Origin of the sequence: Paenibacillus sp. 203 (assembly GCF_037027525.1) — a bacterium.
GTDB lineage: Bacteria > Bacillota > Bacilli > Paenibacillales > Paenibacillaceae > Paenibacillus > Paenibacillus polymyxa_B.
The window spans coordinates 360,114-375,476 of record NZ_JAXCHD010000001.1 but is presented as its reverse complement, the minus strand read 5'-3'; the positions used below and the strand labels follow the sequence as shown (position 1 = coordinate 375,476).

Below are 15,363 nucleotides of genomic sequence, written 5' to 3'. Positions count from 1 at the left end.
TCTTTTCCTCATTTCGAATTGTGATTTATCTTTCACCGACGATACTCCACTCACTCGTATCATTTTTTCTGCTATCGTTACCATTTTGGGTAGGTTTAAATTTAAAATTAGGAAGCTTAATACCCTCGGATGCAGCAATTTTCTGAGTTACACTTTTATCAAGACTCAACAGGTATTGTTCATAGTTAGAAGCTTCATTCCCACTAAAGGTATTGTATATTTTCCGCACATTCTCACCCCAACGGTTATCGCTAGCGTATATACCACATTCAACTCGCTTAGATTTCATTCTAAGAATCGGCGTGAACCAATTACAGTATTGAAAAACGTCTCCTTTGCCTGTAATACCACTCAATTTATTGTTTTTTACTACTGCTTGCCTAAATCCCTGACCATAATATATATAGCCCAATATTTTTCCAAATATTAAGCTATTGGCTTTCATCAAATCTTTAGCATAATTAGTTTCAGCACCATGCTCACCATCGGCCGCCCTATTTGTACTACTAGTGTTAAAACTGCCAGTTCCTTCTTGAATAATAATTGCTAACAAAAAACGGGGATCAATCTGAATATCATATGTTTCTTGTATCTTCTTTGTAGCTTCCCACAAACCATGCAACTTTTCCTGATTCCATTTCATTTTGGTGAAATTTAATGAGCGCCTTTTGAATGTTTTTTCAGCTTCAGAACTACCGTTATACTGGAATTCAGCAGGTATCCATTTTCCAGCCGGAGTCTTTACGTTCGTTTTTGTAGCTTCATCTTTCGATTCGGTGGTAACGGGTACTTCTGGTGGTGCTTTAGTACTCGTATCAATCAGACCTAGCTTCTCGCGTATAGCTCGTCCCGCCTTCTCGGCAGCCAGCTTTTCCCTGATATCTCCACTTGCCTCCGCAGTCATCCAACGAACGGTTTCTTTTTGCATCTGCTCCTGTGCCCACTTAGGCATCGTCGCCATTTCGCGGAGCTTGCTACGAAGTCCTTCTGCCAGCTTTTGCGCTTTACGCATACCAACCTCGTCACCATTGACTTGAGCAATATACCAATCTTCTTTGTATTTACGCATCCAGGTCTGGGCCCAGTCGGGATAATTTAGTTTTTGTTTCTTTTGTTCTGCTGCAAGATCAAAAGCCTTTGCTTTCCTGTGTGCATTAGCAATTGTTAAAGTTTTCAACATAGGTGTTGCACCAAACGTTGGTTCTTTCCACTTCATAGCCTATCTCCTTTTTTAAGAATGCTAGAAAAGTCTTAGATCAGATATACATGTATCCTGATATTTCGTTCCACGTTCAACCGATAAAATAATAAGTTTAATAAATGAGGTATATATGGGCTTTTTAAAATTTTTGCGTGCGTTAAATTCATTCAATACCAGAGAGGAGCCGTCTGAGAATTGCAACTTTAGTTTCTGAACTCGATTGTTTTCCCGATAACTTTTTTCAGACTTAGCATATCCATTAATAATTTGGATGCCATTTACCTTGTGTAAAGAGCCAAGATCTAATACTATTGTTTCTCCTTCCCCGTTGCCCTTCACGCCTTCACACCATGCAGTAGCTTTATTCTCATCCACCAGATTTTTGGCATCATAAGACTGGCTACCTTCACTTGATAGAGTGGATGAAGCCTTGATTTGATGCACTTTTATTTCACTTTCATATTTAGAAAAGTCATTAGCGGTATAAAACCACTGCACAGGTGTTGCCATACTTCCATCAATTGTAGTGATGGGTGCAGCTTTACTTTCGAAGCCTGTATTTATATTCAGTTTATAATTGGACGGTGAGTCTAACTTTTCAAACCATAACTTCGACCCATCACGAGACATTAAAGGTCGTTCCATCCCTTTGCCTAAAAGGCGCTCCTCTCCATTACTTACATTTAACAGGTACGTTTTAGTTACTGACATAGAATCAAGGGAATAGATTATTTTATCTTTCTGAACCCATTGGTTAACTATCGCCATACCAGAATCTATATGGATTTTCTTAATGATTCTATATTTTGATACATCAAATATAACAATATTCTGCTGGGTGTCAGTAAAACAGAACTGGGTACTGTCTGGAGAAAATCGTCCTTGATTAATGTCATCTACATCTATAGAACTTCCATCTAATCGAATAGCTGTTGATTGATCAGTTAACGTGTCATATATATACGCTTTATCTTTTTTCTCATATAAATACTTAGTTAAATCAGAAGAAATTACTGGGTGGTTATAAGGCAACTCAAATTCATTTGCTTTGTTACCGGAATCTAAATCATAAATTTGTATTATTAATCTTGCTTCTTTAAATAAATCTAATACGAATGCGATTTGATTCCCATCATCTGTGATTCTCCCTACACTTATATAGGAATCTCGATATTTCTCTTTATCCTCCTTCGACTGTAGGAGACTAATCAGTTTCTCGGCATTTAAGAACCGTTCAACTTTTGCACCTTCCAACTGAACTAAAAATGCTGCTGGATCTTCTTTGCCTTCTTCTATCGTTAAAGCCCATTCTTTCTTTCTATTCTCTTTAGCAAGCTCCGTTTTATCAGATGATTTCACCACTTCTGAGGCCACATCCACCGTTTTCGAAGAAAAGGCAGTAGGGTCTTTGGCAAAAGCATTACACGCTACTAACACGATTAAAAAAATAATTATTAATATGTTTCTAATAATCTTCACTTTGATCTATCCTTCCGATCAAGAATAGCTAGTCCTTTTATATCATTAGGATGATTTCCCAATGAGTCCTCTATCACACCTACTGAAATAAGAAATCTTACATACTCATCTTTATGGACTGTAATACAACCTGTCGAAGTCGCTCTACCTACAGTATCGTTATTGTTGCCTTTGTGTATATTTATTCCATCTGCAGTACAATCCTTTTTTTGACTTCCCTTGGTAGCAGGAACTATTCCACCATTTCGAATACGCAAAGCAGGATAAGTATGCCGATGTCTTCCCCCTAGAAATTCATAAACTCCATCTTTAACAGTTTTATCCTTGCTCTCGTAATCTGGAAGCGTACTAGCATTTTTACTTGTGTACTTAATCTCGCCGTCTATCACCACAATAGCCATCGCTCCATACCGACCTTCTGGATGATCGAGTTGTTTGTGACTATAAGAACCGTCTCCTTCAAAGAAAAACACAAGGGGTGCCTTACGGTTCGATGACAGTTTCTTTTGAACAATGCTGTTATTCGTGTAATCGTTTATTCTGTACAGAGCTCGAGCCTGATTACCTTTTATACCCTTACTACTTATATAGCTTTCAATCTTTTTCACCGCTACCAATCCATCTTTATAATTCTCAGGATCTAATGGCTTTGGTTCCTCCTTCGACGGCTTTTCAGAAGTAGTCGGCGGCTTCTTGCCCGGCTCCGTTTTCGTTGTTGTTGTCGTTGCTGGAAATGTTGGTGCTGCAGCCTTATTAACTTTAGGCCATGAAAGAATACCATTGGCTACTTGATGCAGGTATACGGCCAGCACATCACGACCATAACCCTTATTTTCCAAGCCGTATTTTTTCGCAAAATCATGCAGTGCGGCGTTAAGCTCCTGATCCCAATCGCCTGTAGTTGGTAGCTTGTACGAGAAGCTGTCTGGATACTTCTGGGCAAGCTTGTTCAAATTATCTCTGGCAAGCAGGCTGTTCACACCATACTTACTACGCAGAGCAGCCGCTTCCTTAGCAATAGCCTTTTGATCAGCAACGGTCAGCTTATGGGCTGCATCTGAATATTGCCCGGACAGCTCCTCCAGCCGATTCGCATCCAGATAGGATTTGGCTGAATGCCCACGAATCAGCTCGTTGATTAGCACATTGTCACGCAGCTGGTTCGCGAGAAGATGCATCTGTTTTTGCTTGGCTTTGTCGTTGGCTCCATGCGCTTCCCACCACTGGGACGTGTATTCATGCATTTGCGCTCTGGCCCAGGCAGGCATACGATCTATTTCTGCCACCTGCTGACGCAATTGCTTGGCCTTGGCTGCTGCTTCCTTGGCCCCCTTTTTGTCCCCGGCTGCCACGGCCTTGTAGTAGTCCGTTTTATATTGAAGCAGCAAGTCCTGTACCCATTGCGGATATCCCTTCCCTTTCAATTCTTGAACTAGGGATTTATAGGCTTTCAGCTCTGCATCAGGCACCTGATTTTTCATGAGCTTACTAGCCTTGATATGAAGCGTTCCATCGGTTCGGATATAGCTGCTTTTGCACGTCAGAGATATTTCGCGAGTAGCGGTCATTTGTACCTTTTTGCCATGCAGCACCAGGTCTGTATCGGCGTGAAATGTAAGATCGTGATGACTATAGACGTGAATACCGGAAGCTGGATTCAAGCGCACAAGTATCTTTTCTTTTTGAGTGGAAAGTGCCACTTCTTTGTCGTCGAATCTCGCCACTTTTTGAGTTTTGGTATGAAATAGCTTTCTTGACGGCTTGCTGATTTCATCTCCTTTGTAGTCTCTCTTACGCAGAGATTGGACTACACGAGCTTCCTTTTCTTTGTTAGATGGAAAATACAAATGGACATGATCCCTAGCTCAGGCATGCAATGCCAACCAATTCCATCTCCGGTATACATGGTGGGGTATGAAAACCAGCAACCCTCAACTTTGGACTGCATAGAATCCACGGACAAGTGAAGTTTAACGGATTCGTTTTCACTATTTAAATCAATAACTTTCCCTTCAATAGAGGTACCTTTGATTAACGGGTTATGTATAACCTCCCTCGGAATGCCTGCTCCCGGAACGAGAACGTAGCCATATGTCATAATGCCTTGCTTCATCTCTGCATGAATCTGATCAATAACCCAATGCTTTCGTTGAAACACGACGACATCTCCAAGTTCAAAACGCTTCGTATCCTCCACTTCAGCATATGTATACTGGGGACCTGACTTTGTTTTTTGGAGGGAAAAGTTAATGCTGCGTAGTTCACCTTTCACCTGTTCTTTCGAGGTACCTAACCATAGTCTCGGGAATACGGATGTGATCTCGGCAATCAGTCCAGTTTGTAGATGAGAGGCCATTCTTTTTAGAAACTCCCAGTCACTCTCCCTATACTGAATAGTAAAGCCATCTAACTTTTGATTGCTGTCCGTCAGGTCAATAAAATCCCCATGTGGATAAGCATCTATAAGTTCCCGAAATAATTGATAATACGTCAAGTTGCTGTTTTGAAACGAACGGTTTTTCCGTTGTTGATCCAATAAATATGTAAAAGACGCAGCCTCAAGGTACATGTGATATACACCATTTTTGAATCCAATGCTAATATTGGTGACGATTCCTTTAAAAATGCTAACTGTCCCTCGGTCTTCATCCACCTCATATACCTCTAGCACATCCTCATCATGCGCTAAACCGTCATACTTCGCATGGTCCTCATCCGGTATGAGAGCAGTAATGTACACCTTGCCGTGCTCATTTATCTTCTGTGTCAATTCAAAATCAAGTAGCCGGATAATTTCATACGGTGCATTCACTCTAATATTTCCATAAGTCAGCATAGTTCCTGCCAGTCCCATCTTACTCCCCCCGTTTGCTTTTCATATGATGCAATTCCTACAATCTGTTAGCTATTCCTGCCCATCTGTCGTGAATGAAATTTTGCCGCACCACATGCATAAGTTCGTGGAGCAGCTCATCAGAGCCGGAGATTGATCTACGTATACATCCTTTTTTCCATTCAACCAAGGCATAGAAACGCTCGGTTTGCAGGGCTGCGGAATGATTTTTCCGGAATTTCCTTTGTTAGCAGAAGAGACTGCAGGATTATACAGACTACGGCACTTTCCGAAAGAAGGGATATGCGTCTGCGGGTGAAAATCCTGAATATTCCCTTGCAGTTTGTCGCCAATACTAATCCCCCTGTTAGCTGAAACACTAAATCTTCCCGTATGACTTCCATAGCTACAATGTATCTGTGCCCCATCCACTACATAGCTCTCACTCATTCTTGGACTCTCCTTTGTATAGATGGCCCCTCTGTATCGACCTTTTGTAATTTCAAGCCTGCCAGATTGAACTTCAAAATACATTCAGCCACATCAAGATCTACAATGATATGATGATTGGCATCCTGAACCTTGAATATTTTATGATTCTCTACTTTATATTCATCTAGAAGGATTTTCTTCAGTGTACCGTCCCTATGATATTCACTACGTGGTGATAAACACATCAGGCTAGGCGGATTTGCCAGCCAATACCTTGTTTGCTGCATTCGCTGCATATCGGCAAAAACAACCAACTTCCAGCTTAATCCGGCTTGATATATATCCAAGATTTCCTTTAGTTGTTCCGAAACGATGGATACCGGATGCTCTATAAAATCAATATAGTCCGCATCACCTGATACATAAAATTGTAAAATAGATTCTTCATCGGCACATGATGGGCTTTCTGCCCATTCTAACAACTGCCTGCGATTTGTCTCTACTGGATACATATACTCCGTAATACGATTATCCTGTTGAATCATGTAGTACTCCATAAGCTGTTGAATACACCACCTCACTGATTCCTTTATACTCCCCTATTCTTACTTCCAAATCATTCTCACATTTCAACGCCTTGAATTCAGGTAAGTGTACAGCCTGCTGAATAGCATCTTTCGCTAATTTCAGAATATATTGATGAAATTCCCTTGCAGCCTGGAGTACAAATCGCTCCACATCAGGCTGAAAAATCTTATTCATATAGGGTTTTCGAAGCTGATTCAATTCATCCTCCAATTCTGCTAAAAAGCTGAATGCCCAGCCTGCATCATAGATTCCATAACAAGGTTGAGGATCAAAGAACCAATTTTTATCATAGGCTTCGACGACATAGTTATAGTTACGATCCATCAGATACGTGCGCCTCATAGAATAAGTAATGTATCCGATCCTTGTCTTGGCCACTTCTGCAGAATGGGCTTGCAGGCAGATTGATTGAAAGGATTGAATAAAAGAAAAAATGAGTTCCTCTTTTCTATGCTCATATAAAGACGCTGCCTGATGTAATTTCTCATTCAGTACATCTTCCGCATAGGTCTTATGGAAGTGTTGTAGGGCTTCCTGTCTATTCATAATCCCACCTCTGAACCTATTATATAGAATATTTACATGATATTACTGGTTCTATCCTCCTATTTTATTACACAATTTTCATATCATGAGATTACATATGAATGTATGAAAACAGAATGAAAATAATCACATTTTTTCGTGAATGTGTAATAATATATGCAAAAATTATCCAAGAAAGGCCAGGATTAGACCTAAAAAATGAAGGTTTGTGCAAGCGAATAGGTAAATCGAAGTAGAAGACTCAGGTTTATAACGAAATAATCATGTATAATTAATAATACGCTCCAGCAATACTTTCAGAGGACTAGGAATGGGATACACAAACTATTAGAGTTTTGTTAACCACCACTTTGCATCAAGATTGGAGACATATGACTACTTCACCTACAGGTTTTTATAATAGTATTCAAGAGGCTACCGCGCATGTCATTGATGTGTTGAGTGATATTTTACATGTTAATACCATTTTTATTGCCGCTAATGATGGGGTTACAAATGTAATTGTAGATTCATTTAACCGGGAAGAGGTGCTGGTTCGTAATGGAGAGGAGCTTCCTTTTGAGCTTAGCTATTGCAGTCTGGTGCTGAACCATTCTGCGGATTACCTCACCATTTCGGAAACGTCTACTCATCCACAAACACGTGATTTAGATGCGACTAAAACCATGGGAAACCACTCATTTACAGGAATCCCTATTCGCATGAAAAATGGTCAGGCTTACGGAACCATTTGTATCTTGAACGCGCCATCTGTACATTTGACAGAATCAGAACTGAAGGCACTACAGGCTATGGCCGTATTTCTGGGTTATGTAGTTGAACTGGAGAAAGGCAAGATCGATGCTGAAATATCTTCCATGAGCAAGCTGGATTTGATATCTTCCCTGAGTAATAAAATTCGGTTTTCGCTGACCGAAATATGGGGAGCCACCGATCTCATGCTGACGACGGAGTTAACCGAGGAACAACAGCAATATATGAGCATCATGGAGTCGAGCAGTCGCTCGCTCATGACGTTATTGAGTAATATTTTGGATTACAGCCATATGGAATCCAGACAGATTGATGATATTGAAGATCCATTTGATCTGAGAACGATGATGGAAAATGTGTTGAGCCTGTATGCAGAAGTAGCCGCGCAGCGGAATCTAGAGTTAAAGCTCGACTGGAATCTCACCAGCTCGCCTATTTTTATCGGGGATGAAGCTAAAATTCGCCGTATGCTGATTAATTTGGTAGATAATGCAGTGAAGTTTACAAGCACAGGAGCTGTCATCTTATCTGCAACCGCCCAATCCGTGACCGATGCACCTGAGGTTGAACTGGAATTAAAGGTGAAGGATACTGGGATCGGTATATCTCCTAACAAACTGAAATTGTGGCTTGAGCATGACCGTGGGAACTCTCCCTCATATGGCAATCCAGGATTGGGTTGGCTGATTACCAAACATCTATTAAAACGAATGAATGGTAAAATGACTGGGATCAGTGAACCTGGTAGCGGGACAGAAATAACGCTCCAGTTCACTCTGAAAACATATCAGGAGTCAGCATGAAATAGAAACTAGCTTGTGATAATTATAGGACACATCATGTAATAGAAGCCCGTGACGCATAACGTCACGGGCTTTATGTTATGAGTACGTGTCCCTAGGCAATATTATCACCCTATGCCGCACGTTTGTGCATAGTCAGACTTAGTAACGTTTGGGAGCAGCCAGCTTGGCCAAATCCGCCATATACGTAAAAAAGGCTTCTGGATCTGTATCGTATACCAGGTTCACAGGGCGTCCCTCTGCCTGTTCCACCGTTCTGCCCTGACTCGGGCCTTCTGCGATAACGCTGCAATGCACCGTCTTTTTCTTGACAATGTCCGGGCGTCCTACGGATGCAGTGGTCAGTACATCCCACAAGTAGTAGGTTGAGTTCGTTTCGCTATAGACGAGCGGCGGACATCCTGCATAGCAATTACCCAAGAAATCCACGCCTTCATATCGGCGCTCGGCAGCCCAACGATTGCGTACTGCTGGAGTTAATGGCACTTTGCTTGTGCTTTCCAGCGCTACCAGATCAATCGTGATGCCGCTTTGCCACACCCGATATGCCGCTTCTGGGTCCCAGAACACATTCCACTCTGCTGTGCCGTCATGCTCCGGCTCCTCCACATTCCCTTTTTCAAAGGTGCCGCCCATCCATACCAGCTTTTCAATCTTTGCTTCAATATCCGGTGCTTCATCCAGCGCCCGCGCCAGATCGGTTAGCGGTCCAGTGAATAGCAACAGCGTCTTACCTTCAGCTCCGCGTACCTTTTCGATCAGATGCTGATGAGCTGGCAGGGATGAAAGCGGTGCTTCCATTCGCCCCGATTCATTCAGTACCGGTAATGCATCCACATAGAAGGAATGTAAACGCCAAGCGGCAGGAAACGGATTTTTACCGCGTGAATTAGACTTGGCGACTTCCACAGGCCCTTTATTTTGTCCAAAACGATCAATAATTTTACGGCTGGCATCCGTCGCAGGCTCCAGGTAACCATCTGCTGGAATCACCGATACTCCGGTCAAATGAACCTGCTCCATCTGAAGCAACATAAACAGGGATACTAAATCATCCACTCCACCATCATGATTAAAATAAACGTTTGTCTGACTCATCTGTCTCTTCCTTCCTTTATCCCCGTAAAACAGGCTTCTTCTTATCGGCAACCACCCTTCATTATGCCTGATCGCTTCACAGGAGTAAATGTGGGATAGTGCGTGAATCAGGGATTTTTTGCTTACTCCATGCTTAAGATAGGTAGAAATGTGTGTAATAACAGGGTAGAATCATGGGTCCTAATCGGAAGCGTATGAAGGAGAGATGCATATGACAGCCCGAACAATAGAAGAGTTGGAGCAGATCCGTAGAGAGTGTAAATCCATGGTGACGAAAAGGGCTGCGGCTTCGGGTGGAGCGGTATTAGTTCCAGTTCCAGGGGCTGACGTTCTTGCTGATGTTGGCATTTTGATGCAGCTACTGCCAGCCATTAATGGAAAATTCGGATTATCTGAGAAGCAGCTGGAAGGTCTGGACGCAGAAACAAAATCCATGGTGTATGGTTTTATCACCTCAATTGGCAGCAAGCTGATCGGGCGACTCATCACCCTTGAAGTTATCGTGCAGATTTTGCAAAAAATGGGCATTCGTATCGCTACCAAGCAGGTTAGCAAGTTTGTCCCCCTTCTGGGGCAAGGGCTAGCCGCGGCAATTGGCTTTACTGCCATGCGAACCATTGGCAATCGGCATGTCGATCAATGTTACGAAGTAGCCAAACGCTTGCTGGAGCAGCGAACTGCCGCGGATACCGCACGCAACTGGACAGTTCCACAGCAGCCTCTAGAGCCTGTGGGAGTGGATCATTTGCCAAACCGGGACCCGGAAGCAGCGATTCCACTACTGCCGGCACCCCCTAAAGATTAAGTTTCGCATGGGGTACCGCAGATCGAGACGGGTCCTGTATCCCATGCTTTTTAGCCTTCCACCTTGGCTCCATAGGAGCGGGCCATCGCTACTGCCTGCTCGATATCCAACTTGGCTCCGGTGATGTCCAAATCTTTAAAATTCACGCCAACCATCTTCGCACCGCGCAGGTCTGTTCCTTGAAGATGGGCTTTGTGCAGTCTTACCCGGGTAAGATCCGCCTCCCGCAAATCTGCTTTTTCCAAATTGCATTCGGATAAGTCGGCTTCCTTGAATCGTATTTTTCGCAAATCTTGTTTTCTTAAATCTGCATGACGCAAATTCGTATAAGACCAGTCTCCGCCCGTAATTGTGATACCATCCATATTCGCCCCCGCAAAATCTGAACCTACCAGCTTGCAGTTATCAAACCGGACTACAAACAGATTGGCGCTGGTGAACAAACAATTGGTAAAAGCCGACTCCTTGTAGTGAGATGCATTCAGGATGGCTCCGGTAAAATCACAGTCCACAAAAGTACAGCCTTCCACGAGGGACTCATTCATCTCCACCCCCCGAAAGCGACATCGGGTAAACTCACAATTTCTCCACTCGCCTTCTCTGGCATCCATTGAGCCAAAATCACGGGCTTCGTAGACCTCATCTGTATAAAAGAACATGTTCTCTCTCCTATTCCTTATTCCCTATATTAGGAACTCAGCATTTCGGCAAAGACCGTTCAAAACCGCCCTTCATTTTTCCCAGTAAACCCTTCATCATCTTATGGTCCTGTGGCGTAAACTCAGACATACACGACCGAATCAACTTCGTATAATAAGGGACTATCTTACTCAACAGCTCTCGTCCTGCCTTTTTTAATCCGACAGTCACCATCCGTCCGTCACTCTCATGAGCCACACGTTCAATCATGCCATCTCGCTCTAATCCGTCGATCAGCCCCGTCATGGTTCCACGCGTCACATCAGCTTTTTCCGCCAACTCTGATGGTGTCATGCGATGCGGCGAATGGCAATGCAACAGGCTAAGAACAATAATCCGACCCTGAGAAGCCCCCAACTTGCTAAAATCCGTATCCATTTCTCTGAAAATACCATTAGCCAAGCGCGCAAATGTCACAAAAGTCTCTATATTATCCACTTCGGCATCTTCATGCCCAAAGCTACGCAGCACCCCGCGTATGGAGTCATTATGAAAATTAAAATTCATAGTCTATCCATTCCTTCCTTAATCCCGCTTGTTCCGTCAGACGGTAGCTTTTCCATTCGTCAGGCAGCAAAGAAGCATATGGTTCCTTGGCAAAACGATCATCTACCAGGACCAGCAATCCTTCGTCGTGCTCCGTGCGAATAAGTCTGCCACCTGCCTGAAGAACCTTGTTCATTCCCGGATATACATACGCATAGTTGAAACCATTCCGTCCCTGTTCCAAAAAATAATCCCGCAGCACATCCCGCTCTGCTCCAATTTGCGGCAAGCCGACGCCGACGACCACTACCCCATTTAAGCGATCCCCAGGTAAATCGACACCTTCAGCAAACACACCACCCAATACGGCAAAGCCAAGCAAGGTGTGCTCTTGCCCAGGCTGGAAGGCCTCTAGAAATTGATCCCGCTCTGGTTCGGTCATCCCCGGACTTTGTACCAACGTATTTGCGGACACGTCCCGAAGCATGAATTCCTCATACACCTCACGCAGATATGGATAGGACGGGAAAAATACAAGGATATTTCCTTTCCGTTCCACAACCAATGCAGCCAGCATATCCGCAATCGCCCCTTTGGAACGCTCACGATCCCGATAACGGATGGAGAGCGGCAGCAGACGTACATCCCACTGCTCCTGATGGAAGGGGGAAGGAACCTGTAATGTATAATCTTCCTCGTTTGCTCCGAGCATGTCCCGGTAATAAGCAAGCGGTGTCAACGTCGCGGAAAAATAAATGGCTGAGCGGTAGCCCTTAGTAGCTTGTCCCAACAAGTGAGAAGGATCGAGGCAGAACAGCTTGACCCTCACTTCACTGCGTCCTGCTTCCACATAAGTAACGTACCGCTCATCATATAAAGCTGCAATTCGCAGCATATTCTGAGCGGTAAAATACGTATCTAGAAGCAATGCATAAGCTGTACCCTCACCGCTTGCATGGCTTGTGCTGCCCCCCGTTACCAGTTCACGTTCAGCTGCTTCCACAAAAGGCACCAACAGCTCCAGCACCTCTTGCGGTGCTGCTGTCTCTACTGCTTTTCCTGTATCTGCATATTGCTTGCGTAGCGTAATCATATGTGCGTTCACTGCACTCGCAGCCACAGCAATTTCTGGGCTTAGCAACTTAAATTCTCGTTTCAGTTCCAGAAAAGAAGATTTCAAAATTTCCGCCGAAAACATGTCTCGGCCGCGTTCTACCAGATTATGCGCCTCATCCACCAGTACGACACCTTTTCGCTTGTGCTCCTCCAGCAATCTTTTCAAAGAAATTCGCGGATCGAAAACATAATTATAATCACTGATTATACCATCCGAGGCATACGCCACATCCAGCGAAAATTCAAAGGGACATACGTTGTGCTTGCGCGCATAATGTTCAATCACCGCCCGGGTCATTAACGTCTCATTCGCCAAAATATCGGAAACCGCACCGTTGATCCGGTCGTAATAACCCTCGCACATGCTGCATGATCCAGCATCACAATCATTTTCATCCTTGAAGCAAATTTTATCCTTCGCAGTCAAAGTCACCACATGCATGTGCAGCCCTTGGGCCTGCATTCTGGCATAAGCTTCTTCGGCTGCTGCCCGAGTGGTGGTACGAGCCGTCACATAATATACTCGTCTCACCAATCCTTCGCCGATCGCCTTAATCGCAGGAAACAAGGTGGATACCGTTTTACCAATACCTGTAGGTGCTTTGGCAAACAGGTTAACCCCTTCGGTAATCGTCTTGTACACCGAACCCGCGAGCGTTCGCTGACCCGAACGATACGTGTCAAAGGGAAAGTTCAACATAGCAATGCTGGCATCCCGCTTTTCCGCATGTGCTCTCAGCAGGAATGCATACGGTGCATAACCAGCAATCATCTCCTGTGCGAAAGCTTCTAGCTCAGTAAAGGATAGTTCTCGTCTGAATCGGCGAATGTCTTCACTGTGTGCCTGTACGTAAGTAAGCTGGACCTGCAACGAATGATGTTGTTCCTCACGAGCAATCATATAGGCATACAGAAATGCTTGTGCCCAGTGTACAGGTTGGCCGTCACCCTGAATATCTTCGAGGGGCAAAGAGGTCGATTTAATTTCATCGACCGTCCATACGCCATCCAGCTCAATCAGTCCGTCACAGCGTCCTTCAATGATAAACAATTCGTCCTTATACGGAATTTCTGTACGTAAATGTACTTCTTTGCGGTCATGCTCCTTGTAACCTTTCTGGATAACCTGATGCACGCGAGTTCCTTCGAGCATACTGCTATTCGATCGAAAGCCGCTATGAATGCTGCCGCTCCGATGCACATATTCCACAAGTGGACGCACCGATATGTGAATTGGTTCCTTCATACGATCACCCGTTCCGGTCATAGTCCTTTCACTGTACCACGTAGATAGACGAAACGTAAGGGACATAAGAATCGTTTGTATTCAATTGGTATTCACTCATGCCTACTTTTTACCGAAATATAGAAACGAGGCCTTTTGCTTTATTCCCCACGATACTACAACTCTCATTACAGCATAAAGGATAGGGATATGTTAAAAGAATTAATTAACAATTTTGCGTTATTAACAAGCTTCTTATTCTTTGGAAATTTATTTTTCCGGAAATATGAACGTTACCTAAAAAAACATATATTCATTTATCGGGTAATGAACGGTTTAATGCTGGGTCTGTTTGGCATTCTGTTAATGATGACCGGTTTATGGGTCCGTGGGCACTTTGTGGTCGATCTGCGCCAATTGGCGATTATCATATCTGTTTATATGGGAGGATCGGTATCCGGTCTGCTGACCACCTTGATCATAAGCCTGTACCGTATTTACATCACAGGTGGTTGGACAGATGTTTCTCTGACTGCTACCGTCAATTGTTTCATGACACTGGGCATTTCACTTATCTTTATTCGAGAAAAAAGCCTAACACTCCGCAAGTGGATGTCGGCCGTACTTGGAGCTGCTGTAGTGTCGCTGTTATCTACTTTCTTTGTAGTTAACCCTCCTGATAATGAATCTATTATAATCATCACAACTGTTAAGTTGCTTGGCGGCCTGTTCACTTATTTTATGATGTCCTATATTAAAAAAACAGAACGGGCTGTTCATCTGCTGGAAGAAGCTGCAAATCGGGATCATTTAACCGGACTCTACAGTCCACGTGCTTTCGATGCGCTATTTGAAGAGGTCTTTCATACTTCCAAGACTACAAAACAACCCTTCGGACTCGTGATGCTGGATATTGACCACTTTAAGAATATTAATGATACGTATGGTCATTTGAACGGAGATACCGTCTTAAGCCAATTGGGAATGCTGTTAACCCGGGAATCTACAACGAGGGCGTACCCCTCCCGTAAGGGCGGAGAGGAATTTGCCATTCTGATTGGAAATTGTGATAGTCAGAAAGCAGCAAGCTTTGCCGAAAAAATTCGGAAAGCTGTGGAAAATGAACGTTTTCTTTTGAATGACGGAACCTCGATCTCTCTAACCGTATCCATCGGAGCAGGCAGTTCACCTGTCATTGCATCGAGGCACTTACTGGAAAAGTCAGATGAGGCATTATATGAAGCTAAGCGTTCAGGACGCAATCAGGTGAAACTGGCAAAACCATAGATATTAGTCGCT

General features: G+C 43.7%; 12 protein-coding genes and 1 pseudogene. 3 read left to right on the top strand and 10 right to left on the bottom strand.

All coding sequences use genetic code 11. The features are described from left to right. Positions 1 to 25: 25 nt before the first annotated feature. The 6 genes and pseudogenes from WA407_RS01705 to WA407_RS01680 all read right to left on the bottom strand — a co-directional run bounded on the left by WA407_RS01705 (position 26) and on the right by WA407_RS01680 (position 7,079). Positions 26 to 1,216, bottom strand: coding sequence for a hypothetical protein (locus WA407_RS01705; protein WP_235306611.1), 1,191 nt, complete (start codon positions 1,214 to 1,216; stop codon positions 26 to 28). 24 nt (positions 1,217 to 1,240) lie between these two features. Beyond that, complete coding sequence (locus tag WA407_RS01700; protein ID WP_235306612.1) at positions 1,241 to 2,680, bottom strand: NADase-type glycan-binding domain-containing protein; 1,440 nt, start codon at positions 2,678 to 2,680, stop codon at positions 1,241 to 1,243. Then, positions 2,677 to 5,534 (bottom strand): annotated as a pseudogene (locus tag WA407_RS01695) (contractile injection system protein, VgrG/Pvc8 family). The gene WA407_RS01700 and the pseudogene WA407_RS01695 overlap by 4 nt, the downstream one beginning before the upstream one ends. A 51-nt stretch (positions 5,535 to 5,585) precedes the next feature. Continuing rightward, positions 5,586 to 5,963, bottom strand: coding sequence for a DUF4280 domain-containing protein (locus tag WA407_RS01690; protein WP_235306615.1), 378 nt, complete (start codon positions 5,961 to 5,963; stop codon positions 5,586 to 5,588). Next, positions 5,960 to 6,490, bottom strand: coding sequence for a hypothetical protein (locus WA407_RS01685; RefSeq protein WP_235306616.1), 531 nt, complete (start codon positions 6,488 to 6,490; stop codon positions 5,960 to 5,962). Before WA407_RS01685 ends, WA407_RS01690 begins: the two co-directional genes overlap by 4 nt. Next, positions 6,474 to 7,079, bottom strand: coding sequence for a hypothetical protein (locus WA407_RS01680; RefSeq protein WP_235306617.1), 606 nt, complete (start codon positions 7,077 to 7,079; stop codon positions 6,474 to 6,476). Before WA407_RS01680 ends, WA407_RS01685 begins: the two co-directional genes overlap by 17 nt. Before the next feature lie 335 nt (positions 7,080 to 7,414). Between WA407_RS01680 and WA407_RS01675 the strand changes: the two genes are divergently transcribed. Beyond that, on the top strand, positions 7,415 to 8,635 hold the full coding sequence (locus WA407_RS01675; RefSeq protein WP_336076653.1) for a GAF domain-containing sensor histidine kinase: 1,221 nt from the start codon (positions 7,415 to 7,417) through the stop codon (positions 8,633 to 8,635). Positions 8,636 to 8,776: 141 nt separating this feature from the next. Here WA407_RS01675 and WA407_RS01670 read toward each other — a convergent pair whose 3' ends face one another. Next, positions 8,777 to 9,733, bottom strand: a complete 957-nt coding sequence (locus tag WA407_RS01670) for a nucleoside hydrolase (protein WP_061830535.1) — start codon at positions 9,731 to 9,733, stop codon at positions 8,777 to 8,779. A 211-nt stretch (positions 9,734 to 9,944) separates the two neighbouring features. Between WA407_RS01670 and WA407_RS01665 the strand changes: the two genes are divergently transcribed. After that, the gene (locus tag WA407_RS01665) at positions 9,945 to 10,538 is read left to right on the top strand and encodes a hypothetical protein (RefSeq protein ID WP_336076651.1); all 594 of its coding nucleotides are present in this window, start codon (positions 9,945 to 9,947) and stop codon (positions 10,536 to 10,538) included. A gap of 50 nt (positions 10,539 to 10,588) precedes the next feature. Here the strand turns inward: WA407_RS01665 and WA407_RS01660 are convergent, their stop codons facing one another. The 3 genes from WA407_RS01660 to WA407_RS01650 are packed head-to-tail and all read right to left on the bottom strand — an operon-like array spanning position 10,589 to position 14,106. Next, complete coding sequence (locus WA407_RS01660; protein ID WP_336076650.1) at positions 10,589 to 11,197, bottom strand: pentapeptide repeat-containing protein; 609 nt, start codon at positions 11,195 to 11,197, stop codon at positions 10,589 to 10,591. 37 nt (positions 11,198 to 11,234) lie between these two features. After that, entirely contained in the window at positions 11,235 to 11,744 is a 510-nt protein-coding gene (locus WA407_RS01655; protein WP_336076649.1) for a MarR family winged helix-turn-helix transcriptional regulator, read from the bottom strand. Next, positions 11,734 to 14,106: a helicase C-terminal domain-containing protein gene (locus tag WA407_RS01650; RefSeq protein WP_336076647.1), complete on the bottom strand. Its 2,373-nt coding sequence runs from the start codon at positions 14,104 to 14,106 to the stop codon at positions 11,734 to 11,736. The genes WA407_RS01655 and WA407_RS01650 overlap by 11 nt, the downstream gene beginning before the upstream one ends. Positions 14,107 to 14,274: 168 nt before the next feature. Here WA407_RS01650 and WA407_RS01645 point away from each other — a divergent pair, with 168 nt between their 5' ends. Beyond that, positions 14,275 to 15,351, top strand: a complete 1,077-nt coding sequence (locus WA407_RS01645) for a GGDEF domain-containing protein (protein WP_254328160.1) — start codon at positions 14,275 to 14,277, stop codon at positions 15,349 to 15,351. Positions 15,352 to 15,363 lie beyond the last annotated feature (12 nt).